General features: G+C 41.8%; 28 protein-coding genes. 10 read left to right on the top strand and 18 right to left on the bottom strand.

Annotated elements, in window-relative coordinates; genetic code table 11:
• Nucleotides 1-25 precede the first annotated feature (25 nt).
• Nucleotides 26-916 (top strand): hypothetical protein, encoded by an 891-nt coding sequence (locus tag RWO08_RS02815; RefSeq protein ID WP_314062148.1) that lies wholly within the window; start codon nucleotides 26-28, stop codon nucleotides 914-916.
• 280 nt (nucleotides 917-1,196) lie between these two features.
• Here RWO08_RS02815 and RWO08_RS02810 read toward each other — a convergent pair whose 3' ends face one another.
• Nucleotides 1,197-1,679, bottom strand: coding sequence for a hypothetical protein (locus RWO08_RS02810; protein WP_314211181.1), 483 nt, complete (start codon nucleotides 1,677-1,679; stop codon nucleotides 1,197-1,199).
• Nucleotides 1,680-1,916: 237 nt separating this feature from the next.
• On the opposite strand from RWO08_RS02810, the gene RWO08_RS02805 reads away from it, so the two are divergent.
• Genes RWO08_RS02805 through RWO08_RS02785 form a run of 5 tightly spaced genes read left to right on the top strand, consistent with a single transcriptional unit; the run spans nucleotide 1,917 to nucleotide 6,173 of the window.
• Entirely contained in the window at nucleotides 1,917-2,171 is a 255-nt protein-coding gene (locus RWO08_RS02805) for a hypothetical protein (RefSeq protein ID WP_314062143.1), read from the top strand.
• Nucleotides 2,171-2,416: a hypothetical protein gene (locus tag RWO08_RS02800; RefSeq protein WP_314211180.1), complete on the top strand. Its 246-nt coding sequence runs from the start codon at nucleotides 2,171-2,173 to the stop codon at nucleotides 2,414-2,416. The genes RWO08_RS02805 and RWO08_RS02800 overlap by 1 nt, the downstream gene beginning before the upstream one ends.
• Nucleotides 2,413-2,802: a hypothetical protein gene (locus RWO08_RS02795; RefSeq protein ID WP_314062139.1), complete on the top strand. Its 390-nt coding sequence runs from the start codon at nucleotides 2,413-2,415 to the stop codon at nucleotides 2,800-2,802. The genes RWO08_RS02800 and RWO08_RS02795 overlap by 4 nt, the downstream gene beginning before the upstream one ends.
• Nucleotides 2,803-2,811: 9 nt before the next feature.
• On the top strand, nucleotides 2,812-4,026 hold the full coding sequence (gene mobP2, locus RWO08_RS02790) for a MobP2 family relaxase (protein ID WP_314062137.1): 1,215 nt from the start codon (nucleotides 2,812-2,814) through the stop codon (nucleotides 4,024-4,026).
• Nucleotides 4,027-4,085: 59 nt separating this feature from the next.
• Nucleotides 4,086-6,173 carry a DUF3991 domain-containing protein gene (locus RWO08_RS02785; protein ID WP_314211179.1) on the top strand — a complete coding sequence of 696 codons (2,088 nt, stop codon included), beginning with the start codon at nucleotides 4,086-4,088 and terminating at the stop codon, nucleotides 6,171-6,173.
• 81 nt (nucleotides 6,174-6,254) lie between these two features.
• Here the strand turns inward: RWO08_RS02785 and RWO08_RS02780 are convergent, their stop codons facing one another.
• Entirely contained in the window at nucleotides 6,255-6,476 is a 222-nt protein-coding gene (locus RWO08_RS02780; RefSeq protein WP_314062133.1) for a hypothetical protein, read from the bottom strand.
• A 344-nt stretch (nucleotides 6,477-6,820) separates the two neighbouring features.
• Entirely contained in the window at nucleotides 6,821-7,411 is a 591-nt protein-coding gene (locus tag RWO08_RS02775) for a DNA repair protein RadC (RefSeq protein ID WP_314062131.1), read from the bottom strand.
• Nucleotides 7,412-7,782: 371 nt separating this feature from the next.
• Here RWO08_RS02775 and RWO08_RS02770 point away from each other — a divergent pair, with 371 nt between their 5' ends.
• Genes RWO08_RS02770 through RWO08_RS02760 form a run of 3 tightly spaced genes read left to right on the top strand, consistent with a single transcriptional unit; the run spans nucleotide 7,783 to nucleotide 9,654 of the window.
• Complete coding sequence (locus RWO08_RS02770; protein ID WP_314062123.1) at nucleotides 7,783-8,388, top strand: recombinase family protein; 606 nt, start codon at nucleotides 7,783-7,785, stop codon at nucleotides 8,386-8,388.
• 4 nt (nucleotides 8,389-8,392) lie between these two features.
• Nucleotides 8,393-9,283: a tyrosine-type recombinase/integrase gene (locus tag RWO08_RS02765; protein ID WP_314211178.1), complete on the top strand. Its 891-nt coding sequence runs from the start codon at nucleotides 8,393-8,395 to the stop codon at nucleotides 9,281-9,283.
• Entirely contained in the window at nucleotides 9,280-9,654 is a 375-nt protein-coding gene (locus tag RWO08_RS02760) for a hypothetical protein (RefSeq protein WP_314062118.1), read from the top strand. Before RWO08_RS02765 ends, RWO08_RS02760 begins: the two co-directional genes overlap by 4 nt.
• Before the next feature lie 500 nt (nucleotides 9,655-10,154).
• Here RWO08_RS02760 and RWO08_RS02755 read toward each other — a convergent pair whose 3' ends face one another.
• The 10 genes from RWO08_RS02755 to RWO08_RS02710 all read right to left on the bottom strand — a co-directional run bounded on the left by RWO08_RS02755 (nucleotide 10,155) and on the right by RWO08_RS02710 (nucleotide 19,516).
• Complete coding sequence (locus tag RWO08_RS02755) at nucleotides 10,155-10,922, bottom strand: M15 family metallopeptidase (RefSeq protein WP_314211177.1); 768 nt, start codon at nucleotides 10,920-10,922, stop codon at nucleotides 10,155-10,157.
• 14 nt (nucleotides 10,923-10,936) lie between these two features.
• Complete coding sequence (locus RWO08_RS02750; protein WP_314211176.1) at nucleotides 10,937-11,962, bottom strand: YdcF family protein; 1,026 nt, start codon at nucleotides 11,960-11,962, stop codon at nucleotides 10,937-10,939.
• 12 nt (nucleotides 11,963-11,974) lie between these two features.
• Nucleotides 11,975-13,744 carry a glycerophosphodiester phosphodiesterase gene (locus RWO08_RS02745; RefSeq protein WP_314211175.1) on the bottom strand — a complete coding sequence of 590 codons (1,770 nt, stop codon included), beginning with the start codon at nucleotides 13,742-13,744 and terminating at the stop codon, nucleotides 11,975-11,977.
• A gap of 135 nt (nucleotides 13,745-13,879) precedes the next feature.
• Nucleotides 13,880-14,221, bottom strand: a complete 342-nt coding sequence (locus RWO08_RS02740; RefSeq protein WP_035364310.1) for a zinc ribbon domain-containing protein YjdM — start codon at nucleotides 14,219-14,221, stop codon at nucleotides 13,880-13,882.
• 70 nt (nucleotides 14,222-14,291) lie between these two features.
• Nucleotides 14,292-14,648 (bottom strand): conjugal transfer protein TraF, encoded by a 357-nt coding sequence (gene traF, locus RWO08_RS02735; RefSeq protein WP_314211174.1) that lies wholly within the window; start codon nucleotides 14,646-14,648, stop codon nucleotides 14,292-14,294.
• Nucleotides 14,649-14,718: 70 nt separating this feature from the next.
• Nucleotides 14,719-16,428 (bottom strand): hypothetical protein, encoded by a 1,710-nt coding sequence (locus tag RWO08_RS02730; RefSeq protein WP_314211173.1) that lies wholly within the window; start codon nucleotides 16,426-16,428, stop codon nucleotides 14,719-14,721.
• Between the two features lie 116 nt (nucleotides 16,429-16,544).
• Complete coding sequence (locus tag RWO08_RS02725) at nucleotides 16,545-17,723, bottom strand: CapA family protein (RefSeq protein ID WP_291427923.1); 1,179 nt, start codon at nucleotides 17,721-17,723, stop codon at nucleotides 16,545-16,547.
• A gap of 14 nt (nucleotides 17,724-17,737) precedes the next feature.
• Entirely contained in the window at nucleotides 17,738-18,409 is a 672-nt protein-coding gene (locus RWO08_RS02720) for a thermonuclease family protein (protein WP_314211172.1), read from the bottom strand.
• A gap of 8 nt (nucleotides 18,410-18,417) precedes the next feature.
• Entirely contained in the window at nucleotides 18,418-18,981 is a 564-nt protein-coding gene (locus RWO08_RS02715; protein ID WP_291432365.1) for an N-acetyltransferase, read from the bottom strand.
• Nucleotides 18,982-19,051: 70 nt separating this feature from the next.
• A complete protein-coding gene (locus tag RWO08_RS02710; protein ID WP_070755591.1) occupies nucleotides 19,052-19,516 on the bottom strand; it encodes a PTS sugar transporter subunit IIB in 465 nt (154 codons plus the stop codon).
• Nucleotides 19,517-19,716: 200 nt separating this feature from the next.
• On the opposite strand from RWO08_RS02710, the gene RWO08_RS02705 reads away from it, so the two are divergent.
• Nucleotides 19,717-20,880 (top strand): helix-turn-helix transcriptional regulator, encoded by a 1,164-nt coding sequence (locus tag RWO08_RS02705; protein WP_314211171.1) that lies wholly within the window; start codon nucleotides 19,717-19,719, stop codon nucleotides 20,878-20,880.
• Nucleotides 20,881-20,925: 45 nt separating this feature from the next.
• Here the strand turns inward: RWO08_RS02705 and nrdH are convergent, their stop codons facing one another.
• The 5 genes from nrdH to RWO08_RS02680 all read right to left on the bottom strand — a co-directional run bounded on the left by nrdH (nucleotide 20,926) and on the right by RWO08_RS02680 (nucleotide 24,863).
• A complete protein-coding gene (nrdH, locus tag RWO08_RS02700; RefSeq protein ID WP_070755589.1) occupies nucleotides 20,926-21,153 on the bottom strand; it encodes a glutaredoxin-like protein NrdH in 228 nt (75 codons plus the stop codon).
• Nucleotides 21,154-21,340: 187 nt separating this feature from the next.
• Nucleotides 21,341-22,180, bottom strand: a complete 840-nt coding sequence (locus RWO08_RS02695; RefSeq protein WP_291454475.1) for an LD-carboxypeptidase — start codon at nucleotides 22,178-22,180, stop codon at nucleotides 21,341-21,343.
• Between the two features lie 15 nt (nucleotides 22,181-22,195).
• Nucleotides 22,196-22,987 (bottom strand): ABC transporter ATP-binding protein, encoded by a 792-nt coding sequence (locus RWO08_RS02690; RefSeq protein ID WP_291454476.1) that lies wholly within the window; start codon nucleotides 22,985-22,987, stop codon nucleotides 22,196-22,198.
• Between the two features lie 12 nt (nucleotides 22,988-22,999).
• A complete protein-coding gene (locus RWO08_RS02685) occupies nucleotides 23,000-23,875 on the bottom strand; it encodes an ABC transporter permease subunit (RefSeq protein WP_311465537.1) in 876 nt (291 codons plus the stop codon).
• Nucleotides 23,876-23,882: 7 nt separating this feature from the next.
• Nucleotides 23,883-24,863, bottom strand: a complete 981-nt coding sequence (locus tag RWO08_RS02680; protein ID WP_311465535.1) for an ABC transporter substrate-binding protein — start codon at nucleotides 24,861-24,863, stop codon at nucleotides 23,883-23,885.
• Nucleotides 24,864-25,081: the final 218 nt, after the last annotated feature.

Below are 25,081 nucleotides of genomic sequence, written 5' to 3'. Positions count from 1 at the left end.
CTATTTTTCGTTAAGGAGGATGCATATGAGCGAAAGAAACAAAGACAAAAAACATAGTATTTTCGATAGAATGATGCATGGTTATCACCAATCAATTACGCTTAGATACAAATCATTCGCTATATTTGCAACTTTAACATTGCTGTTTATTCTGGTTGTAGGAATGCTCTATAAACCGGCCTTGAGCGCTAAGGAATATGCTCTGAATACTTCGCTGAATCTAGGATCATATTCACTAAAGGTGGAGCAAAAATATCTCAATAGAGATCAAAAACGAATGTTGTTAATGGCATATTTAACAGGTAATAATCGTGGTGTTCAGTCCGAAGTGAAGCTGAATATCCAAACAAAAATTAAAGGAGATTCGTCAAAAAATACGGTGACCTCTGTCTTCAAAGGAGATAGCAATTACTATGAAATCGAAGTCGATAACCTCCCTGATAAATGGGCATCAATGATGCTCGTATTAACAGATCAATCTACTAACCAGTCTGTTGATCTAATCCTACATAGACATCCAAATAATCAGGAATTTATGCTTCTTCCAGATGACGTAAAGGTCGGAGAAGGATATGCATCTACTCGATCAATCCAAAATGAGATTACGAAACAATCCGATATTTTGAATAAAGAAATTCCAGAAAAAATGACAGAGTTAGACGAAGATATACGAGCCGCTGAAGTCCAAATCGAAGGGCTAAAAAACAAAATGAAATATGAAACGGCGAAAGAAAAAGAGCAAACAGAAACGGATATTGCCGTCCTGGAATCTAGAAAAACAAAAGCTGAATCAGATCGATTAGTTCAAGAAAAAAGGAAAGAGGAGGTGACAGAAAAGCTTGCTTTGTTATCTGAAAAACTCAAAGAATACACGCAAAAAAATAACATGAACCCCGATGAAGCAGTCATCCAATGAGTGGGCATTTAGTGGGCAAAATCACCTATTAGGTGATGCATTTGGCTTGAATAAAGTGGGCATTTAGTGGGCAATTTACTCAATATTGATATCATCGGTTTCCCTTGCACTGCAAGGGTTCACACGTAACGTGGGAACAAAACCCCTTATGCTCTTACAAAAATTTAGGGGCATCCGCCCTAAATTTTTGAACCACCCACCTGGTGGTGGGTGGTTCGTTTTGGAGAATGGCCCTCCGGGCATATTAAAACACGCCGATATATCGACGTGTTTTAGGGGCTTAAACCATGTACATGAAGTCTTCCCCGACAAACAACGGTATCAACTTCTTCGCCTTTTCTAAGCTGACATCTTCCGCTTTTCCTGGAGCTTGCCAACTGTATTGCCAATTATCATTGAGCACCAGTTCCATACTGTCCATTTGAATCTGCTCTTGCCAATATTCCAGGCTAAGAGGCCAGGAACCTATCACGAGAAATCCTAGATTTCCATCCGGCAAAAGGTAAACCTCTGATACGACATCAGTAGCATTTTCGATACGCACAGCTTTAATTTTATGCTCCCAATCATTCTTAGGATAACTCAATGGATTCGAGTCCAATATTTCATGTTCCTCTATCAGACTTCCATCAATCAAACTAATTGAACCAGAAGACCAAACCACAACATGGAGATTTGATTTTCCAACTAAATTATCTACTATTCGGATGACTTTAGAATATATCATATCGAGTTTATCGATGTTCCATTTTACAAGTGGCATAACTACCAACTCCTTTTGAATAATTCACCCGGTGAAGCCGGGCTTACTTCAAAAAGAGCAGGGCGGAAATCCCGCGTCAAGGGTGGTAGGTCTCGCCGCTTTAGCTGCCTAGATCCTACCACCGTCAGGCTTGCCCTTGACGCGGGATTTTTGCTCTGCTAGCGACCGTAGGGAGCGCCCAATGGCTTCGTCAGAAGCCTACCGTTTGCGCCGAAACAAACTATATAGGAGGGCTATATGAAGGAAATCAGAATCAGAGGCCTAGAGAGCCATGTAATCTCTAGGCTACAAGAAATATCGAAACGGTCATATCATAAGTCGTTTAATCAGTATTTAGTTTCTGTATTAACAGAATTGGCTGAATCAGACGGGATGTTACCATTAGAAAAAGAGATCTATAAACGACATTCTGAAGTAGCTACGCATATTCAAAAAAATACTGAGGCGATTTTGAAAGCTATTGATTGCCTAAACAAAATGGAGGGAGAATAATGCCAGATGTTTTGATAAGAAACGTCCCTAAGTCTTTGCACACTCAGCTGACTGAACTAGCAAGTAAAGAGGGCGTGTCTTTGCAAGAATTATTGCTGCATTTGATTAGCCAACCGATGCAACCAGACAAACTTAATCAATACCTATCCGCTGTAAACCAAGAGGAATATGAACTTAATCGCGTGATTAAAGAGAATACCGAAGTCTTAGCATTGCTAACAGAAGAAATGGAGGAACACGAATGACAATTAGAAAGCACATAGTATTATCTGAATCAGACCACGAGGCATTACTCGAAATTAAAAAGAAAGAGCGTTTGCCTTCTATCAGTGCTGCCATCGCGTTCTTAATCGCTGAAAAAACTAGTCAAGAAAATCACCAAATCGTCACCCAATTGATGAAGGAACTCAAGCCACTATATGATGTCCTACGTTTGCGCACTGGGTACACAGAAAAGTACATGCGGATTATGTTAGATGCCATGAATCATTACCTAATCACGAACGATTTAGATATGACTTTTGGAGAGGAAGCAAAATTAGTGGATGTCGAAAAATCATTAATCATTCGTGAAGCAGAAAAGGCGTATGGTCGAAAAATTAGTGAGTACCGAGAGAAGAAAGATTACTAGGTGAATTAAATGGTTAAACCTGCAATCGTGATGATGTCTAAGTTTAAAACTCCGAATGCCAAACAACCCTCTGCGTCTGGTTGGCAGGTAATCAACTATGATAAATACGTCAACTATATGGATCGGCAAGACGCTAAAGAAATATCCGAGTACGATTTGGAGAAACACTCAAACAGTCGCGAAACACACTGGTCTGGAAATAAAACCCTCACCTATTTAGGAGACCCTCAGAAAACAAACAATACCTTCACGAAAGGTACCCCTTCGTTATCGATGGCGGATATTGAAAGTATGAAAGGCTACTTTGCGCGCGCTCAAGAAAATGGATCTCCGCTATGGCAAACAGTTTTTAGTTTTGATAATGCTTTTTTAAAACAACAAGGGTATTTATCAGAAGACGGTAAACTGAACGATGTGCCCATCAAGCACGCAACGGAAAATGCTATGACTGTATTTATGGAAGAAATGGGGTTTAATGATACCGCTCGTTGGGTGGGAGCTATCCATTACAACACAGATAATATACATGTCCATGTTGCGCTAGTCGAGGCTGAAAGTAGTCGCGAAATTATTGAGTCAGGAAAGTATAAAGGTCAACGAAAAGCAAAGGCGCCGAAGGGAACCTTTAAGAAAACGCGTAGCACCTTTACTAATACCCTAGTCGATCGTAGCCAGGAACTAACCCGTGCTAGCAATCTTGCACGTAATCAAATACGAGAACCCTTTAAGCAACTTAAATTAAAACGCCAGGTCAGCGTGCGTGGACAGATTAAAGAGCTAGTTCGGCAATTACCAGATGATCGACGCCTATGGCGATACAATATGAATGCGATGGCGCCTTTTAGGAAGCAAATTGATGCAATTACTGAGCGGCTAGTAGACCAAAAATATGCAACGGCCCTCAGTGAATTAAAGTTGTTATACCGACAAGAAGAATCTTTTCGAAAGAGATTATATGGTGGCACCAACAACTATGCTGAGAAACAATTGTCCACGCTTAAAGCATCGTTAGGTAACGTGTTGTTAACCAACTTAAAGAAGGAGTTTCCAAAATATAATCCTCGTGAAAAGGGGCATGGCTATTATCATCCTCAAAAAATTTTGGTGAAATCAAAACTTATAAGCGACTTAAAATATAGTCTCCGAGAAACTAAGCAAGACTTTTTAAACAAAGAAAAGCATCGTCAATTAGAATACCAACAAGGATTAGATCTTTCAAACTAGAATTTATCCACCACTTGCCTGACTCGCAAATGGTGGATTTTTTAAAGGAGGAATTACTCGTGAACGAACGCCGGAAATCACATCACGTAAAGAAAAAACTTACTACGGCAGAAATTAACCAGGCTTCCGCAGTCAGCATTATGGATTACTTTTCAAATCAAGGTATTGGGCAGGTAGTAAATGAAGGTCCGCGGTACGTTAAAGTCTCTATTAAGGAGCATGACTCAATTGTCATTGACAAGCAGAATAACTACTTTGTCCATAATTCAAATCCTTATGAGAAGCTCGCAAAGGGTAATGCTATCAATTTTATTCGCTACTTTGAGGATTGCACTTTCCAGGAGGCTGTCGAAAAACTTTTGGCATTCGGTGAAAACAGAGAGTATATTCCTAGCGTTATAGAGAAAGAGCGCTTCAAATATGACGTAGTGAAAGCAAAATATAATAGTCGCGCCTATACCTATCTCACTAAAGGCCGTGGGTTAAGCAAACAGCTAGTGAAGCGATTATTTGAAGAAGGGTACTTAACACAAGATACCCGGAATAACGTAGTCTTTAACTGGACTGAGGACGGGCTTCCTCCTAAAGACGATCCAGACAAGATTGTAGGAGCCACCATTGCTTTGACACAACCCAAAGAAGGGCAATTAAAAAAATGGATTATGGCCAATTCAAAGGGGAACTGGGGATTCAATATCCGTACAGGGCCACATCCCAGAAAAATCTATGTTTTCGAGGCGGCCATTGACCTACTGTCCTATCTTGATTTGCATCGAAATCAATTGCAAGACGCTTGGCTAATCGAAATGGAAGGCCTAAAGGAACAAACGCTTCATAACTTTTTGACCGAAGCCGGCATGTTAAATAGCTCTGAGAGCCAACAACCGGACTACGACCTAGACGTACAATTTTGCGTAGATAATGACCTGGCGGGGCATCGATTTCTAGATAATGTAATGAGGCCAACAGATTCATCGAAAATGACTTATACAGAAAATGTCCCTTATCAAAGAAGTGTCACGAGAGATGAAGAGAGCCGGCTTCAGAGACTAGCCTCTGAACTAAGGTTACCTGTCTCATTTGTTACAGCTGTCTACTTAGCCGAACGACCCTATGAGCTTGCTAAACTTGACGATGTTCAAGAAAGGGATGCGCTCTTCATTAGTAATCCCATTCGATATCCAGAATTGGTCGAACGATACTATGCGATTAAAGAGGGAACGGCCGACAAGCTTTGGGGATTCGATAAAGAACACCCCCTCTATAACAAGTTTCTAGAACGCGAGAAACGGTTTTCGGATTATTACTATAACACCAATTATCCTATAGTTGAGGAAATCCGCAAGGATTGGAACGACTACCTTTTATACGGCTCAAGCACCAAAGAGCCCTCTTTAACTGAAAATAGGGAGAATGTAAAATTAAATAGTGAGAATAGCAGGCCGACCTTAGAGGGATTTGAGAAGTATATTCAAGCTAATACCCGCCGGTTAACCGATAAGGATATCGTGCTATTTATGGAGGATAGCGGGCTTAATAGGCGCGTAATTGAATCCTTTAACGACAAAGGATGGCTTCGCAAAGATATTAAATCTGGTGAACTATATATATTGTGGAGTCGGAATGGTAATGTAGTCGGCGGTGAAATAATCAGTCAATACAGTAGCCCAACAAGAGTTGTCGAATTAGATAAATCGACTCATCAACGTGAGAGCTTCATTTACACAGTGGGGCATCCTGAGGAAGTGAGAGTCTTTTCTTCGCCTCAGGAGTCTTTAGCTTATCTAGATTTACACCCTAATCAAAAGAACTATGTGGCTATTTGCGACAATCAAGATGAGAGATATATCGCACGGAAAGTACAGGCGTACGCACAGCAAAGCGATATTCAGAAAGTGATTGATTGTAGGACTCATAGTAAAGATAGCTATTCATTGAGTGATAGCTTATCTATTATCGTAGGGATGTCAGCTCTAACGCAATTAGCGATTGACAGTTATGCACCAATATCTGCATCGTGGAACAGAGACCTTTCAAACTTCAACCATTATAAAGTGCTAGAAATCGGAAAAGACCTTCAGAAGTTCTACTCCATTACCACAAACACCCCCAACTTATCCAAACTGAACCAAACACTTAATCTATGATAAGAGCCCCTAGTAGCCATAAGCTACTAGGGGCTCTTAGGGTTTACTGAACCTCTTGCCAATTTGGCAAGAGGTCAAGGCCTAAAAATCAAGTTCTGGGATTCCGTATAAAATCATCTCATTCAGTAATGGCTCATCACTCTTAAGGTATTTCTGATAGATAGCATCCAACCTATTATCGTCAACTTCATCTGTATACCTAAGCTCCAATTCATATTTAATCAGCGCTTTGACGAATGACTCATAATCATCATTCATGAGTTTGGCTACCTTACTTAACATCTCATTTATTGTGGTACTCATAGTTACCAACTCCTTTTGATTAATTCACCCGGTGAAGCCGGGCTTACTTCAAAAAGAGCAGGGCGGAAATCCCGCGTCAAGGGTGGTAGGTCTCGCCGCTTTAGCTGCCTAGATCCTACCACCGTCAGGCTTGCCCTTGACGCGGGATTTTTGCTCTGCTAGCGACCGTAGGGAGCGCCCAATGGCTTCGTCAGAAGCCTACCGTTTGCGCCGCAGGCGCAGCAAGGTCTGGCCCTCTCCTGGGGACTAGAGGCCGTGATTTTCCTGGGAAATATCATTTACGGACTCTTGGCGGCAGGAGAGGGACAGACCTTGCCACAATAAAAATAGGGCATGTAGCCCTATTAGTTAAATAGCCTAGTAGACTCCCTCAAGCTAACATAAGTCTCATGCCCTACGATAAAATGGTCAAGTAGTTCGATTCCCATTAAATCGCCACAATGTATGAGCCGACTGGTGAAGTTCAGGTCAGCTTGAGACGGTTCCGGGTCGCCTGAAGGGTGGTTATGAGCGACTATGATTCGAGCAGTAGGATATTGTACGGCAACTTTGAAGATTTCCCTTGGATGAGCCACACTCGCATTTACTGAACCTTTGAAAACTTCAAACTCTTTAATAACGGTATTTTTCGATGATAAACAGAGCACCCGCAAGACTTCTTGTTGAAGGTCTTGTAGTTGGTCTTGAAAATAGCGACCTGCCTGAACCATTGAAGTGGTCGTAAATCGTTTAGGCATTCTGTAGCAGTATAGCTCTTTTCCAAGTTCCATACTCAATTTTAATATCTTCGCTTGTCTTTTGGTGAAACCTCTGTAAACCATCGATTCTTCAGACATGTTCTTCAAATCGTAAGGTTCGATATCTTCATTCAGTTCCTTTCCAGTCAGCTCTTTAACAAGAACCTTAATTCTATCGTCTACAATTGGGTTAAACATAACTACCAACTCCTTTTGAATAATTCACCCGGTGAAGCCGGGCTTACTTCAAAAAGAGCAGGGCGGAAATCCCGCGTCAAGGGTGGTAGGTCTCGCCGCTTTAGCTGCCTAGATCCTACCACCGTCAGGCTTGCCCTTGACGCGGGATTTTTGCTCTGCTAGCGACCGTAGGGAGCGCCCAATGGCTTCGTCAGAAGCCTACCGTTTGCGCCGCAGGCGTAGAAATATCTAGTCAGCGCTCTTTTTATATCCGTTCCAATATACCCCCACAATAGGGTATACCCTATTGTGGGGGTATTTGTCTGTGGTATAATAGGATTACGAGAACCACAATAGGGTTGCTCAAAATTAAAACTCAGGGAGGGGAGGTTATGGGGAGAATCGGATATATTCGAGTCAGTACCAAGGAACAGAACATAGATAGGCAGCTCGCCGCCTTGGAAAGCACCGAGAAGGTGTTTGTAGATAAGATAAGTGGTAAGACTACAAAGCGGCCGGCCTTAACTGAGATGCTAGACTTCATCAGAGAAGGGGATGTCGTAGTAGTTACAGAGCTAGATCGTCTAGGGCGGGATAGCCAAGACTTAACCAGAATTATGAACCTCATACAAAGTAAGGCTGCTACGCTAGAAGTTTTAAGCTTGCCTTCCACGGCAGGAATCCAAGATGACAATCTCAGGCGTCTTATAACAAACCTCATGCTTGAGATATACAAGTATCAGGCTGAGAGCGAGAGACAAAGAATACGCGAACGACAGTCTCAGGGAATTGAAATTGCGAAAAAGAAGGGGCGCTATAGTGGCCGCAAGCCTATGTTTGAAGAAAATGATAAGCGTCTGCAACACGCTTTCGATTTACATAAAAAAGGGTTATCGGATAAAGAGATAGAGGAAGTCACAGGCATTAATCGCGAAACCTTTAGACGATATCGGCATAAGTATAGACTAGCTAGAACAGACTCAAGAGATAAAAAGTAACTTCTTGCCAAATTGGCAAGAAGTTAACCCGGCCAATATGAATGTTAACTATTTACTGTGCGCTTACCGCAACTACTTAAATTCTAAGGGCCTATCCTCTTCTAGCATTACCAGGTATACTAACATCGTCAAAAGGTTTACTATGCATTGCCGGCGCATTGATGATTTAACTAAAAAGGCGCCGTATTATTCCTTTTTTAAGGAAAGCGAACGTGATAGCTGTGCAACACTAAATTTAAAAAAAACAGCAATCAAACACTTTGCCTACATGCTTAAAGAAAAGTTAGGGCTTAACTGTAACATGGTATTCGCATATAAGAGATATTCAAGGTTGCCAATAATTCCGTCCACTAGAGATTTAAACCTCTTACCTCTAATACTTAAACACGGAAACCTGAACGATCAACAAAGACTTGCGATTGAACTAGTTATAAACCATGGCCTTTCTAGCAAAGATATAGTAGCATTAGATATGAAGAATGTCTTATCTCCTCAGGTATTAATAATATCTCGTAAATCGATGCCTGATATACATTTAAGTCTTAGCTATGATCAATCTTGCCTTTTATTAAGGCATATTCAATCAAGAGCTATCGTCCACACCACTAGCGATGCCTTATTTATTGGTAAAACGGGAAAGAGAATTGACAACCGTTACATTGCATACATATTAGCCCGTATTAATTCTTTATACAACACCAAATTTACGGTGACAAAGTTGCGAAACCAGTTCATAGTCGACTGTATGGACTCTGGAATTGACGAAATATACATCGCTGCATATATGGGCACTAAATCATTAAAGCACTTATACAGATATAGATGCTATTCAAAAAAAGCGATTAGTCAAGCGCAACGTTACATTACAAAGGAAAGGGGAGAGTTACCTAAATGATTAAGAAAGTCGAGAGTCTCCTGAAACGAATTGATAATTTAAACGAGGAAGATCGGCGTAGTTTAATTAAAGAAGTATTAGCAAAATATACTATTAACCAGACTACAATTACACACCGTCTCTCTATTTCTATCGCTCAACTTAATAATGCTATTAGGAACGGTATTATAACACCTATTCATGAGTATAGATACGAAAAATCTCAAGCGCACAAGATTTTCCCGATAACAGAATATGAAGATTACGCAAAACGATTATTTGATTACCGCGAGAGTCGAAAGAAGGTTGTAAATTCCACCGACGTGACACAGGAAGAACTCGAAAAATATCGCAGCAGCAAGAAAAAATACAATCCTCATATAAAAAACTAAAAAAGGTATTGCAAAGAAACATTAATCGTGATATAATAGAGACAGTTAGGGAAGAGGTAACTTCCCATTGCACATTGAAATTGCAAACTGTCTCTATTTTTCGGTTTACCCTGGAAGCACGAGGCCTAATCCCATTAAGGTATTAGGACTACTTTCCTGCCACTAGAAAACTTTAGCAAGATAGCGTTAGGCAAGGCGCAGAAAAGGTCGAGCAGACCTACCATAAATAAATGCAGTCGGAGGAATCGGGCTATCCAGGAGAACCTGGTGCTAAGCTGTAAAGACAACAGCTATTTCAATCGCCACGACAAAGCAGGCACGAAAGCCGTTTGCAATCGAGCGATTGAAGAAACGCCAAGAAGACCTTAAATCAAAGATTTAAGATCTGAGCGAAGTAATATGCTACTTAATTATTGAGTAGGGTGTTACTAGTTAACTCATTTTTTAAAAATATCCGTGAGTTAACATAATATACATTATAGGATAATCGGTTAAGGAATCTAGTTAGACTCCTTCTTAGCCAATAAAGCCAGATATTCTTCTAAGGTCAACTCATTCTCATAGATAAAGCCCGCATGGACCTTACCGACATAACGAAAATGCCAGGGTTCAAAGTTATATCCTGTAATGGATTCCTTGTTTTGCTGATAACGTAGGATAAATCCGAATCGATGGGCGTTATTGGCCAACCATTTGGCTGAATCTGTCTCTGAATAGCTAGCTTCCAGCTCACCACCGTTATCTAGCCATTCAGTGCCTAAGAGATCAATGGCTAAGCCTGTCGTATGTTCTGAGGCGTCTGCTGGCGCAAAATATTGATTGGTAACGGACTCTGCATCGGCTTGACTTAAGCCTTCAGCAAGATAGTTTTGAATGCTGCGATTGCGATTATTTTCTTGTTCTTCAACAGACCGATAACCTGATACAACCCGATAATAGAAACCATCCTTGGCAGCAGCTTCCATTAGGTCTTCTAAGGGCTTGACTAAGTCTTGATGATAGATATTACCGTAGCTATCCCAAGCCAGTTCTGGTTCTTTTTTATCATCATTAGGATTATTCTTATTAACTAGCTTAAGCAGTGGATCATCACTATGTGCGGTCACGGGTAGTTTTTCAATTAAAGCATCCACTTTTAAATCTTTATTGATTGTTTGTATTTCTTCTAAACTAGGCAATTTGTAGTTTGTTTTAGCCTGCGCAGCTAATGAAGCTTGCAAGAACATGCTGCAGGCAAGTAAGAGATAAATCAACTTTTTCTTTTGCATAGAGCCTTCCTTTCTTAGTTAAATAAACCATGTAATAGATATAAAACTAGTGTCAGCCCCCACAAGCCCCCTATCAAGCTCAAATGTAGGCGCCAGGCTAAGGTCAAATAGCCAATAAATTCGCGTAAAAAAGCATTAATTGAGAAATAGAGCTTGGTTTTAGCGCCATAACCTTGACACTTAAGTCCTAGGCGCCGCGCCAGAATAAGGGCACGCAATAAATGATAATAGTTAGTGACAATGACAAAGTCCTCTCTCCCCTTTTCCATTAGCTTATAGGAGAATTGAAGATTTTCATGGGTATTACGAGACTGATTGTCGACCAGAATGGCGGATTGGGGTACGCCTTGTCGAAGGGCATAAGCTTTCATCGCCTCCCCTTCTGCGATGACTTCATCTGGACCTTGGCCACCCGACATAATCAAAGTCACTTCTTGAGGGCGACGGCGCCAGAGTTTGATGGCCTTATCAATTCGACTGGCAAGCAAGGGCGTCACTTCTGTCCCATTCAGCCCAGCCCCTAGTACTACGATATAAGAATAGCGCGGCCGTACAAAATGGATAAAGTTGAGAATATTGGTCACGAAAAAGATGCCGACTAAGACGGCAAAATAGAAAATAGTGCTACCCATGAGCCCATAGATGACATTAAAGAATGGCCAGTTGAGTGATAAACGACTTGCTAGAATAGGCCAGATGACCATATAACCAATCATGCCAAATGCTAGCATGAGCGCTAGTGAATTAACCAGATTGAAGCCTTCCCGCCGAATCAAGGTAAGGCCTGAATACAAGAGAGCTATTAGGCTAATCAAAGGCGCCAACATCAATGTCAAAATGAAAAGGGCTCCCAAGACGACTAAGATGACAGCAAAGAATTGCCATTCTAGTACGAAGGTCAAGTAAATTCCAATAATACCAGCTAATGAGCCCGAAACCAAGAACCAAAATCCCAACCATAAGGTTCGCTTATCATGCCAGTAAACCCAAAAGAATGGCGAGCTGACCAAGACAAGTAGTAGTAAAAATAGAAATGTCATAACCTAATCCTTTCAGAACTGTGGCGCCATAAGTTGTCCTACACGTTCGAAGTAAGTTTGATTGTCTGAGATGCCGTATTGGATTTCCTTGAGTGTTTCCAATTTGTCGGTAATAATACCATCAACAGGTCGATAGAGAAAGTTTTGTATTTCCTCTTCATCATTAATGGTCCAGACATAGATTTCTTTGCCCTCTTTATGAGCTTGATTGGCAAGCTCACTAGTATAGGAGAATGCCTCTAAGACATAGAAATCAACCTCATTTTTGGCAAAAGCACCAAATTGCAATGGAATCACATAGCCAGTTCTAATATCAGAATTGAGAGACTCAATGGCGTCAATAGCTTCATGATTGAGAGACATGACTGGATAGCGGTTAGTAATACCTAATTCTTGGAGTTTATCCACGATCAGTTGAGCATAATTATCCGGCTCTTTGCCATGGGGTTTGAGCTCAATGAGAAGATCAATATCTAGCTCCTGAGCTCGCTTAACAAATTCCTCAAAGGATGGCAGTTGGCTTTTATAGTCTCCCTGACTGAGCGTCAGCCCCACTAATTCATCATAAGTCATATCCCAAACTTCTCTATTGATGCCCGCTAAACGCTGTAAGTTGCTGTCGTGCATAACAACTAGCCTTTGATCTTTAGTCATTTGAACATCTAGTTCTACCATGGTGGCGCCATTTTGAGCGGCTGCTTCAAGAGATTGGATGGTATTTTCTACGCCCTTTTCTACATAGCCGCGGTGGCCAATAATGGCTTGCTGAGTTTGATAGGTTTGGCTAGCTAGTAAAAAGGCATTCTCTCCTATTTTGAAGAATATGAGACTGAAGACTAATAGGAAGATGCGGCGACGGTGGCGACGATGACTCGGCTCAATTAAGAGCAGAGAATTGGTCACTTCAGGCGCCACTACCTGATCCACTAAAATGATTAAGGTCCCGACTTTGGATAGGATAATCACCGTGAAGGCAATAAACTTGAGAATTGACAAGAGCAGCGCTTCGACTATAAAACTATTACCGGAGGGATCTAAGAACATAGCCCCTTCAATGAAAAAGCTAATCAGCCCCATACTAATTAAGCCCAGGATAAAACCGAAAATAGCGAAAGTCAATAAAAGTTTCCACTTCTTAACTTGGGTCATTTGCCAACTTTCCCTTAGCGATATGACAAAACTTTGGTCCTTAATCATCATAAGGGGCATAGCGTAAATCAAGCGAAGGTTGAGATAGAAGAGCAGAATGGCTAGGATGACCACAAGGACGGTTCCCTGCCAAGTTTTAAGAAACTCACCTGTGATGAAATCAGGTATCCTGAGGCCGTTGGTCAGTGAAGACTGCATGACTAGGCCGGATATGGGAATCGTGATGGCGATATAGCCAAGAAAATAGAAGAAGCTCAAGCCAAATAAATGGCGCAGTCGGCCTAAGGCTTGACGAATGACCGCTCCGTAGGAGATTTCCTTTTTAAGTTGACGAGCATAAATGACATAAATCAAAACCGACAACTCGATAAAGAAAAGTGCCGCAAAACAGAGGGCAAATAAGAGAAAAGCTAATAGACTGTCGGGTTGCCTCAATAGATAAGAAAAATTATTAATATCTAAATGGGTCTGGTTGCCCAGAAGGAGAGCTAAGCGAAAAATCAGCTTGAGAAGATAGCCCCCCACATAGGTAATGGCTATTTGGAGGAGGGCTGCAATGGTCACAAAACTCAGCAAATGTCGAAATAAGAGCAAAAATAGTTGCTTCAATGAGTGTCGCATGGTCTGCTGCATATTCTTCCCTCCTCTCCATGATTCCTTATGCACTTCCTATTGTAACCTAGAATCAGCCTAAACCCATCAGTCCACAGGCCGATTTAACCGGCAAAAAACCCGTTCTTGACGTAAGAACGGGTCCTAAGACGCTAGTTATTTCTTGACGTAAATTGATTTGAGATAAAGGCTACCAATGCCATCAATCTTACATGCAATGTCGTGACCATCAACTGGCTCATCAATTAAACGGATGTTTTTAGCCTTGGTCCCTTGTTTAATCGTTGTCGTCGCATTCAACTTAAGGTCCTTAATGACCGTGACACTGTCACCATTCTCAAGTTGATTGCCATTGGCATCGCGAATAATCCCGGCCTCAGCACGAGCCACTTCGTCTTCCTGGGTCCATTCATGGGCACACATTGGGCAGACAAAGAGCTGGCCATCTTCGTAGGTATATTCAGAATCACATTGCGGGCAATTTGGTAATTTAGACATCTTCTTCCTCCTTTTTGCTTAGTCTCAGTATAGCAGAATCAGCTAAGAGGAATCAAGAATATTTTAGTAACTAGCGCTTAACAAAGGCTAGAATCTCTTCTGGGCTTAGGGAGCTGTCACACTTAACATGAACGCCTTCTTTGTCTGAAAAGAGGAAACCTGGCACAGTTGGAACTTGCCATTGATCGCGTAATTGTTGCACTTGGTTCAAAGTTTCTGGATTTTGAGAGTGCAGATAAGCCACTTTTAAGCCAGCTTCTTGTGCCAATGGGCTAAGTTTAGCCACAAAACGGCGGCAGTATGGGCAGCTTTCACGGCCAATAAAGAGGATGCCACCATCTTTGGCGTCCATCAATGCCTTGGCTTCTTCAGGGCTGACAGCTTGGAATACTTTGACTTGTTCTAGGTAGTTTGCTACTTCATTCATGAATTAATCACTCCTTTGCATTTTACCCTTTTATTATACGATTTTTCCGGCCTATCACAAAATGCTTTGCTTAGTCAAAATGAATGTCTTTGAGTTTCTTGCGTTCACGGTAACGCCGGTAGAGATAGATTGCTACAATAACAGCTGCTAAGCCACAAAGCGCCAAGGCTAATGTCATGTAAAAGGCTTGCTCGCCTGTATCAGGTAATTTGACACTGCCCTTGCCCTTCTCTTGACTGCTCTCATTGGCTTGATCTGAATTGGCTTTTGCTTTGGCTTCCTTTTTAGATTGGCCAGACGTGCTTTGATGCTTGGACTTACTCTGATGATGCGAGTTCTTAGCTTTCCGTTTATTGAGTCGTTCCTTAAGTCGCTTTAGAGTCTCGGGATTATTATCCGCTGACGATTCAGAGCTAGACTCTGTCTGGTTTTGACTCGAGCTTGAAGTTTCTTGATGCCCTTGACTGCTAGAGTCTCTTGTCTGTCTATCTTGGTCGGACGGTGTCCAATCTCTAGTAGAATGATGATAGTTGCTATCACCCAACTCACTTTCTGAACCGTTAGCCTCAGGATGTACTGACATCAAATCCGGTATGGTCAGGAAGCTTTCCTCCTCTTCTTCAACTACTTGCCACTTTTGATTAGTCTCATTATAATTAACCAAATGTAATTGATAACGGTCTACCAAGGCTTGTAATTTTCCTTGGGCTTCAGCACTATAGTTGTGGGCGTTAAGATAGTCGGCTAAACCTTGTTTAAGGGCTTGAAAAACCTCTTTGTTAATAGATGTCAGATAACGATACTGGCCGATTTTGAGTTGGTAGACCTGATCGAACTTTGCTTGCAAAGTCGCCTTATCACCTGATTGGTAGTAGTGACGCAGGGCTAGATTAGCCAAAATTTCTACGTCAAAGAGCGATAGTTCCTGCGCATACTGATAATAGGTCTCCCCTTCTGGCGACAGTTGCAAGTCCTGTTTGCCCTCCAATAGCTTGTTAACCTCGTCCATATTGCTAGTTTCCGGTGAAAATAGCGTCTCAATTTCTTGGTACTTAAGCTTTTGATAGGCTAAGGGTACAATCTGCTTGAGCACTTGATTGACCTCAACCAAATAGTCAGCCAAGGTCTCACTAGCAGGATTGAGTGGTAGACTGTCGGCACTGAGATAGTGACTAGAGTAAGGATAAAGCAAACAGGCATTAAGTGCCGTCTTGTTGGATTTGGATTGTTCCAATTGGTCTTCTTTATGGTGGTGATCATAATCCAAATTGGCCATCTCTGATTTGATTTGCTCTAGGGCGGCCTGCTTTTCTTGTTGCTCAGTCTGGGCACTCGTTAAGGCTTCTTGCAGACTAGCCACTTGAGGCTGATTGGCTAAAGCTGCGGCCTGCTGGTCTTCACTAGCTTGAGCTAATTCAGGATTTTCTTTTACTAAGGCTTGATAAGCACTATCTAGGGCTTGATCTAACTGGTCGTGTAGGGATTTAATTTTATCGTCTAAGCTAGCTAGCTCAGCTTGTACTTGCTTGGCTTGCTCTTCTAGGCTGGCTAGACTAGCTTCTTGCTCCCGCATCTGACTAGCTAAGTCCTGGGAACTGCTAGTGTCGTTTGCATCTGCTTGGGTCATTTGTCGAATAAGGCTGACACAAGTTGAGGCCTCAACTGGTATCTTATTAACAGACTGAGATAAAACATAGGCTGATTGTGCCCCTACCTGACTAGCCACCATGACAACTAGTATGGAGCCAGTTGTCAAGATGCCCTTAAATTTTACTTTCATACTACTCCCCTCCTTATATATAAATACCCAAAATAGGCTAAATATATCCGAAAAATCGCCATAAAAAAAGAAAAGCCCATCCCATCAGGCTTTTCTTTTATATAAAATATGTATGATTAATCCAGGTAGTCAACGACTTGAACCTTGTTAGTAAAGCGCGTCATACGCTGACGGATTTCGTCCATAAGGGCTTGTCCATTGGCAATATTGTATTTCTGCCAGTCAGCCAGTGGCACAACCAGGTATTCATTAGACTCTGGTAGGCCAATATTATAAGTTGGCATAAAACGCATGCTATCCAGAATAACCTTACCATCATTTAGCTTACGGTAGGTAAATTCTGTGATCCCCCCTACCTTGGTTGCTGTCTCATATTGACCAGTCAGGAAGTTACCATGTGAGAAGAGTCCCGCTTGAGATTCATTATAGTAGATAAAAGGCTCTAAAACGTGTGGATGACCACCTAAAACGAAGTTAGCACCAGCATCACGAGCCATTTGATGAGTAGCTATTTGGTCTGCCGTCGGCATGGTCTCATACTCTTCACCATTTTGAATAATAACTACGGAAACATCGACCTTGCTATTCAAGTCTTTAATCTCAAGTGGAATGAGCTGCTTGTCAATCAGTGTTGCCAGATACTGTTGATTCTGAGGGCGCTCCAAGCCATTGAGGCCATAAGCATAGGCCAGAAAACCAACCTTAATGCCGTTTCGTTCAATGATGCGAGGCGTATTATAGTCCTCCCAGCTCTCATAAGAACCCACGTACATCATGTCCCTTTGTTTGAGGGCTTTAATGGAAGCTAATACCCCTTGTGCCCCCATATCCATGGTATGGTTGGACACATTGTTGACGATATCTACCCCAACATTTTTAAGGGTGTCAACAATCTGTGACGGTGCATTGAAGAAGGGATAGGTCCCTAAGCCAACGGACTCCCCTGCTACAATGGTTTCCATATTAGCGACGGTAATATCGGCATTTTCTAAATAGGATTTGACTGGGGCTAACATGCTATCAAAATTATAGCCATTGGCAGTTCGCGCCCGTTCATAGACAAAGTCATGCAAGAGAATATCGCCAATGGCGCGCACGCGGACTGTTGATCCCTCTTGGCTCGACTCACTGCTTTGGCCTACGGACTGCATGGCTGACTCATTTTTATCAATGGTCATTTGAGCCTGAACCAATGACAGAGGCGTCCACAAAGTCAATAGACTCATAACTAAAAGAAGTTTGCGCTTCAACTTGAATTTGAATACTTGCTGGGCTTGCTTATTTCTTAGCTGCATAGGCGATTCCTCTCTTATTCTTGGATAGTAAATTTCCCCTTATCATTGACATAGTTGGGCATGGACCAGATACCCTTTTTGGCATTCTTTGCTTGCTTTTGGGCCTGTCTCAGGGTCTTTTCTTGACTGTTGTTAGGAGGATTGACATAGGAAACTGAAGCCAAACCTTCCTTGACTAATTCTAGGGAAACTAATTTGTCATCGGCATAGACATAGGCAAGCGCCCGGTCATAATCATCGGCATAAGGCCCCTTGTCGAACTCAAGGCTGACCTGCTTAGCATTGGTCAGTAATTCTTGGTTGCGATGGGCTGCATCTTTACCATATGGTTGAGGCTTGAGACCTTCCTTAACCGATTCTGGCGTATCAATCATCAGATAACGGGTCCGAAATTCGTGGCCATTTAATGAAAGAACGACCGTATCCCCATCTACAATGCGAACAAAGTTAACTGGTATTTTCTGGCCTTTTGGTAGGACTTGATAGTTGGTCCCAGTAAAAGCCTTGATATCAATCTGGTCACTAGTAGAGCCAGAATTTTGCGCTCGTTGGCTAGACTCAGGGTTGTGATTCTTGTCCTTAGGGCTATCCTGGCCACCCGGACGGAAATACCAGATTAGCACCAGAATTAAGAGACCAATGACTAAGCGAATCCAATCTTTAGCTGTGTAGTCTTTAAAGTTCATACATCCTCCTAGGGGCTTACGATTTTTTGCATATGGTGGTAGTCATGGCCTGAGAAAGTGACTAGGTCTCTGACCTCAAAGCCCAAGCGACGGTAAAGGGCCTTGGCTCTGGGATTGACTAAGTCGCAATTAAGGCCCAAAACAGTTCCTGGTTTGTGAATAGTTTCTAGATGCTTGATAAGGGAGCTCGCAATGCCAAATCCTCGAGCTTGAGGAGCTACGACTAGCATATCAATGTACCATTCATCGTCTCGACTTTCACGAGTCAAAGAGAAATCTCCTAACTCTGTGTGATCACCAAAATGTTGCTCTATGAGACGGTCATAAGTGGATTCTAAGTTACCAGGGTAACCTAAGACTAGACCCTGAATCTGGCCTGTATGTCTAGCTTGATAGACCCAACAATTTTGGTAATTATACTTTTGCTTAGTATCTAAGAGATGTTGAATCATAGCCTGTTTAAAAGTCTGAGAATCTAAAGTCACAAATGGTTCAAACTCCATATCCTGCCAGATTATGACCATCAAATCATAGAGAGCAGGCACATCACTGGCCTGGGCTGGGCGTATCATAGGGCACTTCCTAACATTTACAAAAATTGAAAAACAAGCCCAAACCAAGGGCCTGGACTTGTTCTAAAGCTTAAAATACATAGGTTGCTTCTTCGGACGGAATTCGTCTTACTTCAACCTTAGTCCCTGCTTGAGCCTGACTATCCAGCCAATCCATTTCCTCTTGGCTTAAGGAAGTTGAGGCTGCAATATGACGTTTGCCAGGTGACATATCCAAGTTACCGATATTGATATATGGGATTTTAACTCCCGCAGCTACCAAGCTACGTAGGTCTTGGATATTCTCAAAAATGAGTAACATTTTTTTATCTGAAGACAGATTAGGCAGCTTGTCAATGGCTTGTTGTAAGGTGTAGTAGCGTGTATGGTAGTCATCTGGAACAGCCATATCTAGCAAGCCTTGTTGTACCTTGTTTTGTGCAACCGCATCGTTGACGACAATGATTGTATTGATTTCGAGTTTACTGCACCATCGAACTGAAATCTGGCCATGAATGAGTCGATTATCAACTCTGGCCATTTCGATTGTTGGCATTGAGATTTCCTTCCTCTCATGACTAAATACTTTCTACAAACAATAGTATAATGCTATTTAAGGCTAGATACAACTGTATTGATGGAATCTTAGACATTTTAATTTATCCTTTTTAATTTTTAGGACATTTTTAGTGATTATTATCCAAAATTGAGGTATACTAAAAAGGTAAATATGTTATAAATATTAGGGGTGATCCCATGTACATTAAGACATCCGCTTTTGCTCATGCTGACTATTTTGATACCCTCACTAATTTTGAATTTGATAGTCATAAGCATACAAAAAAAGCCCTCACCATCAATCGCCAGAAGTCAGATAGTTTTCTTAAATTTCCTGATACTGTTACGATCACCGCTCACAGTGGTATTGCGCTGATCATTATGACCCACAATCCCTATCTAGTGGACACTTACCAAGAGTTTGTTTTACAAGGCTCGATTGAGTTACATGCTAATATTTGCTTTAACATCTTATCTATTACAGATGAATGTAGCATTCTTTTAGAACCCCGCTTTAACCATCGTCCAGAATTAGTGGCTGCTAAGCAAGCTCTTAAAGTCAGAGACTTTGTAGAAGAAATCAAAATTGAAAAAGTCTACGGTTTCTTCTATCAAGTCAAGACTGCTCCTTACCGTTTCGTCAACGATCAACATGACTACTTTGAAATGACCATTGTTGACCAAGGTGAACTTATTCATGAAGTAGAAGGCCTGAAGCATGTTGCCAAGCGGCATGATTGCATGCTCTATTATCCTAATCAGCGACACAGCCAAATGGTTAAGAAAGATGGCGTATCTACCTATCTATCCATTATGTTCCAAGCAAGTGGCATTAGCCCTGAACTAAAAAATAAAATTGTACATCTCAGCAATCACTACACCCAAGTTATCGAAAAAATGGTGGAATTATCTAATCGTCCAAGTGCCCCCTTTTACGCTGATGAAATGATTACACTCTTCAAATCGGTCATTATCCAGATGCTTAAGAGTGATCAAGCCTTCTATGATGAACCAAGTACTTCTATGCGAGAAAATTACGAGAACGAACTCTTCCAGTCCATTGTCGATTATCTACATCATCATGTGGAAGCTGAGAATCAGGTAAATGATTTGGTTAATCACTTCAGTTTATCGCGCTCAACCCTACAGTTGCTATTTAAGAAATATGCCAACATGACACCTAAAAACTACATCAACCAACTTCGCCTAAAGCGTAGTAAGCTTCTAATCAAAGAATCTAAATTAACCCTATCTGAGATTGCTGAAACCTTGGGATACGGGTCCCTACAGTACTTTTCACGAGTCTTCACCCAAGAATACGGCATGAGTCCTTCACACTATGCAAAACAACTTCTAAAATAAAAGAGCCCGGTTTACTCTATAAGGCGTAAACCGGGTTTTTTCTTTTTATGCTAATTGTTCAAGCATATCTGGACGGAAACCAAAAAATGGTTCAACACCGTCCGCTACGACTACAGGTAGCGATTGGAAGCCTAGAGCTTGTACACGAGCTAGGGCATCGCTATCTTGCATAACGTCTACAGCTGTATATTCCAGATTGTGCTGATCTAAGAAACGCTTAGTAAAATCACACTGCATACAGTTTGGTTTTGAGTATACCGTTATTTTCTTCATCGTTCGAATCCCTCCTTCGAATTTACTTTACTATCATACCCTGTTTCGAAGGAAAAGGCAATCTATATATAGTAAAAATTTTTGGTTTAACAAATTTTACCTACTACATATAGTGCCGCTTCACGAACGTTAAGTTGCATCTCTCCAGCCAAAGTTCACTATTTTTTGGATGAGTTTTCTGTCTTTTTTAGTTTTCCGGAAGAGTTGCATCACTAATACTATGATACATAAAGGGCGCAAGGGGGAAACGATGCCCCAAATAGAAATTTTCAGTGATGGCTGTCTCCGTCAAACTACTAAGATAGTCCACTAAAATTGGTCGCTGTCCCTTATCGTCTAATTCATTGAATTGTCCCAGACAAATTTCGCTTAAATCATCTAAATTAATTAACTGACTAAGCTGGACTAGCATGGACTGAATTCGCTCTAAGGAACCCGAACTAGCTTCTAGGTATAAGCGACGCCCTACTATATCTTGTGGCCAGAAACTAGTGCCAGCTAGTTTGAGAAAACAACGAATGTTTCCGCCAAAAGCTCCCAAATCGTTTTCAGGCTTATTTTGCAAGAAAGCCTCAAATTTAGCACGCGAAGTAGGATCTAAGACCAAGGCCAGGGGAAAGAAATTCACTGGCAGAATCATGTCATGAGCCAAACAGGCATTAAGAATCACACTATTATCACTGTAACCCATATAGTAGACGGGCTTTTGACGATTTAGCTGCTGGAAGAATTTTTGCGGTAAGTCTGCTAAGGTTTGATTAGCCAGGTCTCCACCTGTCAAATCCATTATCCAGTCGACCTCAGAATCAGCTAAGGCTTTAGCCAAATAGTCTGCCCTAAGCTCTGCTGGACAGTGACCACCCGTTTCCTGATTTAGCCAAATACTAGGCTTAATCGTAACCTTGGCACCATATTGACTGGTCAGGAGCTTCACCAAAGCATCCAGATTATCTTGAGCTTGAGTGGTCTTGGTCTTGCCATTTGAGCACCCTAGTAGCACGACATGGCTAGCTTGTAAAAGTGTCATATGCGACTCCTTTCATTACAATGGCGCTTGGGCTTCAGCTTCAATCAAGTCTTCCAGATGGCGATAAAGGACAGGAGCCGACAAGTTCTTGACTTCTTCCTGGTCATAGATATGCTGAATCTGCCCCTTATGCATAAGCAGAATACGGTCGCAATATTCAATGGCATCTGGCAACTGGTGAGTAATCATGAGCGCCGTCAGCCCTTCTTTCTCAATCAGGTCAGAGGTCATTTGCATAACCTGACGAGAAGTACGCGGATCTAAAGCGGCAGTATGCTCATCTAAGAGTAAGAGTTCTGGTCTTTTAAGTGTTGCCATGATTAAAGCGATAGCTTGGCGTTGGCCACCAGACAGGGCTTCAATCGGCACATTTAAGCGATCTTCCAATTCCAAATGGAACTGACTCAGTAAATTTCTCATAGCCTCATAGTTATCCTTAGTAAGTGATCGCTTAAAGCCAGGTTTTTGCCCGCGCCTAGAGGCTAACATAAGATTCTCGAAGACCGTCATACGTGGGGCAGTCCCCATACGAGGATCTTGGAAAATACGGCTAATCAGGGCTGCATTTTTACTTTCAGTTTGGTTACTAATAACTTGCCCATTTAGTAGAATACTACCTGAGGTCACAGGTGTATGACCAGTCAAGCAGTTGAGCAAGGTAGACTTGCCTGCCCCGTTAGTTCCAATAATCCCCAGAATTTCACCCTTTTGGACTTGGAAAGAAATATCACTTAGTACCTGTAAGGGACTATCCTGCATACGATAGAAGGTCTTGCTAATAGATTGTACATCCAGTTGTATGGTCATTATCCTATCCTCCTATCTTAATTTTTTAGCTTGAATTTTCTTACGCATAGCTGGCAAGGCCAAGAAGATGGCTAAGACTAAGGCCGAAATCAAGCGGAAGTCAGATGGCAAGAAGCCTAGCTTGAGTACGGCCACCAAGAGCAAGCGATATAGGACAGAACCCAAAACAATGGCACCAAGGCGCATGGTGAGGGTCAGCTGCTTGAAGAGCATCTCCCCAATAATAATGGAAGAAAGTGCGATAATCACCGTCCCGGTCCCCATATCCACATCAGCATAACCATTCTGTTGGGCAATCAGCGCCCCACTTACAGCAATGATTCCATTGGAAGCCATGAGGGCTAAGCATTTCATTAACTTAACCGAGATCCCTAAACTATGTGCCATGACTTCATTATCGCCGGAGGCAACCATTGATTGGCCCAAATCAGTCTTAAAGAAGTAGCCCAGCAATAGAATAACAATCAAGGTCAGAATAATACCCACCAGGAAAATTCGACTGGTAGAATCTGCTAATAGGTTAGTTAATAAATCATAGAGAGTCTTAACCTGGCGCAAACTCAAGTTGGCCCGCTCCATAATACGTAGGTTGATAGAATAAAAGGCCGTTAAGGTAATAATTCCCGCTAAGAGGGATGGAATTTCGAAATAGGTCATCAAAAGCCCAGTGACCAAACCTGTCAGCATCCCTGCCACAAAAGCGGTAATCAGGGACAAGACAGGGTGCAAGCCTAGGGTTAAGGTTTTGACTGCGACTGCCGCCCCAACCGAGAAGGAAGCTTCACTGGTCAGATCGGCAAAGTTCAGAATACGAAAGGTAATGTAAAGCCCAATCCCCATGAGGCTGTAAAGCAGCCCCTGAGCGATGGCACTATAATAAATTCCCATATAGAAATTACTCCTTACTTAAGTCCTTAAATTGAGAGCTTAGGTCACTTGGTAATTTAATGCCTAGCTTCTCTGCTGTTTGTCCGTTATAGACTTTGACTGTTTCTTTGGCAAATTCGATTGGTAAATCAGAAATTTTTGTGCCGTCAATAATTTTGAGACCTAAATCTGCTGACTGCTTACCAATATTAGTTTGGCTGATAGCGACTGACAAGAGGGCCCCTTCTTTGACTGCCTTCTCGTAAGTTGGAAGAACAGGAATCTTGGCCTTGTCGGTAACATCTAAAAGTGTGCTAATCGAACTCGCAATGGTGTTATCCGTTGGAATGAAGATGGCCTGGCTCTTGCTTGCCAATTCCTCAGCAACTAAAGCCATATCATTGGTTGAGTCAATGGTCTTGACTTCCACCTTGTAACCTAATTTTTCAGCAATAGCTTTAGCTTTTTCAACTTCAGCTTTAGCATTGTCTTCGCTAGTGGTGTACATCATCCCGATGGTTTTAACATCTAAGTCAAGGGCCTTAAATTGCTTGAAGAGATCTTCTAAAGGTGCAAAGTCACTGACCCCAGTAATATTGCCGTCTGTCTTGTCTAAGGCTGTCACTAATTTGGCGCTGACAGGGTCCGTAATACCAGCTAAAACAATAGGAATTTTGTTGGTAGCTTGTTGTAAGGATTGCGCCACTGGAGTGGTGATGGCAAAGATTAAATCCGGCTCTTTAGCTACTACTTCTTCTGAAATGTTATGAAGTAGATTCATATCCCCTTCCGCATTTTGGAAATCAATTTCTAGGTTATCCCCTTCTTTGTAGCCATGGCTAGCAAGGGATTCCTTAATCCCACTGGTAATTTCATCCAAGGATGGATGAGTCACAAGTTGGACGATGGCAACTTTTAATTTGGCAGGTGCTGCATGCGCCACTAGGCCTTGGCCTGCAATAAGAATTAAAGCAAAGAATAGTGCGACAAATTTAACTACTTTTTTCATAATAAATCTCCTTTTTTCTGATAAGAATTAGTTAGCAACAAAAAATCCGACGCCAGCTATGCGTCGGATTAGAAGTCCTATCTAAAAACCTCTGGATCATCTACGCATAGTCTTGACTCAGTGTCTATGCAGTAAACAGAGGTGTTAGGCTACATAGATACAGCAGTATGTTAAACTGGGCTGTATCCATTGGAAATGTTCCAAGTCTACAACCTATC

It is taken from the genome of uncultured Abiotrophia sp., assembly GCF_963520105.1.
Lineage (GTDB): Bacteria > Bacillota > Bacilli > Lactobacillales > Aerococcaceae > Abiotrophia.
The sequence above is the reverse complement of the archived record's forward strand: the minus strand, read 5'-3'. Positions and strand labels throughout refer to the sequence as shown.

Coding starts and splice junctions, on each gene's coding strand:
- RWO08_RS02725 (WP_291427923.1), bottom strand. CDS start 17,723: ATGCAGCTAAGAAATAAGCAAGCCCAGCAAGTATTCAAATTCAAGTTG.
- RWO08_RS02680 (WP_311465535.1), bottom strand. CDS start 24,863: ATGAAAAAAGTAGTTAAATTTGTCGCACTATTCTTTGCTTTAATTCTT.
- RWO08_RS02710 (WP_070755591.1), bottom strand. CDS start 19,516: ATGCCAACAATCGAAATGGCCAGAGTTGATAATCGACTCATTCATGGC.
- RWO08_RS02750 (WP_314211176.1), bottom strand. CDS start 11,962: ATGACATTTCTATTTTTACTACTACTTGTCTTGGTCAGCTCGCCATTC.
- RWO08_RS02805 (WP_314062143.1), top strand. CDS start 1,917: ATGAAGGAAATCAGAATCAGAGGCCTAGAGAGCCATGTAATCTCTAGG.
- RWO08_RS02730 (WP_314211173.1), bottom strand. CDS start 16,428: ATGAAAGTAAAATTTAAGGGCATCTTGACAACTGGCTCCATACTAGTT.
- RWO08_RS02720 (WP_314211172.1), bottom strand. CDS start 18,409: ATGAACTTTAAAGACTACACAGCTAAAGATTGGATTCGCTTAGTCATT.
- nrdH (WP_070755589.1), bottom strand. CDS start 21,153: ATGAAGAAAATAACGGTATACTCAAAACCAAACTGTATGCAGTGTGAT.
- RWO08_RS02695 (WP_291454475.1), bottom strand. CDS start 22,180: ATGACACTTTTACAAGCTAGCCATGTCGTGCTACTAGGGTGCTCAAAT.
- mobP2 (WP_314062137.1), top strand. CDS start 2,812: ATGGTTAAACCTGCAATCGTGATGATGTCTAAGTTTAAAACTCCGAAT.
- RWO08_RS02755 (WP_314211177.1), bottom strand. CDS start 10,922: ATGCAAAAGAAAAAGTTGATTTATCTCTTACTTGCCTGCAGCATGTTC.
- traF (WP_314211174.1), bottom strand. CDS start 14,648: ATGAATGAAGTAGCAAACTACCTAGAACAAGTCAAAGTATTCCAAGCT.
- RWO08_RS02690 (WP_291454476.1), bottom strand. CDS start 22,987: ATGACCATACAACTGGATGTACAATCTATTAGCAAGACCTTCTATCGT.
- RWO08_RS02780 (WP_314062133.1), bottom strand. CDS start 6,476: ATGAGTACCACAATAAATGAGATGTTAAGTAAGGTAGCCAAACTCATG.
- RWO08_RS02685 (WP_311465537.1), bottom strand. CDS start 23,875: ATGGGAATTTATTATAGTGCCATCGCTCAGGGGCTGCTTTACAGCCTC.
- RWO08_RS02705 (WP_314211171.1), top strand. CDS start 19,717: ATGTACATTAAGACATCCGCTTTTGCTCATGCTGACTATTTTGATACC.
- RWO08_RS02800 (WP_314211180.1), top strand. CDS start 2,171: ATGCCAGATGTTTTGATAAGAAACGTCCCTAAGTCTTTGCACACTCAG.
- RWO08_RS02815 (WP_314062148.1), top strand. CDS start 26: ATGAGCGAAAGAAACAAAGACAAAAAACATAGTATTTTCGATAGAATG.
- RWO08_RS02810 (WP_314211181.1), bottom strand. CDS start 1,679: ATGCCACTTGTAAAATGGAACATCGATAAACTCGATATGATATATTCT.
- RWO08_RS02775 (WP_314062131.1), bottom strand. CDS start 7,411: ATGTTTAACCCAATTGTAGACGATAGAATTAAGGTTCTTGTTAAAGAG.
- RWO08_RS02770 (WP_314062123.1), top strand. CDS start 7,783: ATGGGGAGAATCGGATATATTCGAGTCAGTACCAAGGAACAGAACATA.
- RWO08_RS02795 (WP_314062139.1), top strand. CDS start 2,413: ATGACAATTAGAAAGCACATAGTATTATCTGAATCAGACCACGAGGCA.
- RWO08_RS02760 (WP_314062118.1), top strand. CDS start 9,280: ATGATTAAGAAAGTCGAGAGTCTCCTGAAACGAATTGATAATTTAAAC.
- RWO08_RS02715 (WP_291432365.1), bottom strand. CDS start 18,981: ATGATACGCCCAGCCCAGGCCAGTGATGTGCCTGCTCTCTATGATTTG.
- RWO08_RS02740 (WP_035364310.1), bottom strand. CDS start 14,221: ATGTCTAAATTACCAAATTGCCCGCAATGTGATTCTGAATATACCTAC.
- RWO08_RS02745 (WP_314211175.1), bottom strand. CDS start 13,744: ATGCAGCAGACCATGCGACACTCATTGAAGCAACTATTTTTGCTCTTA.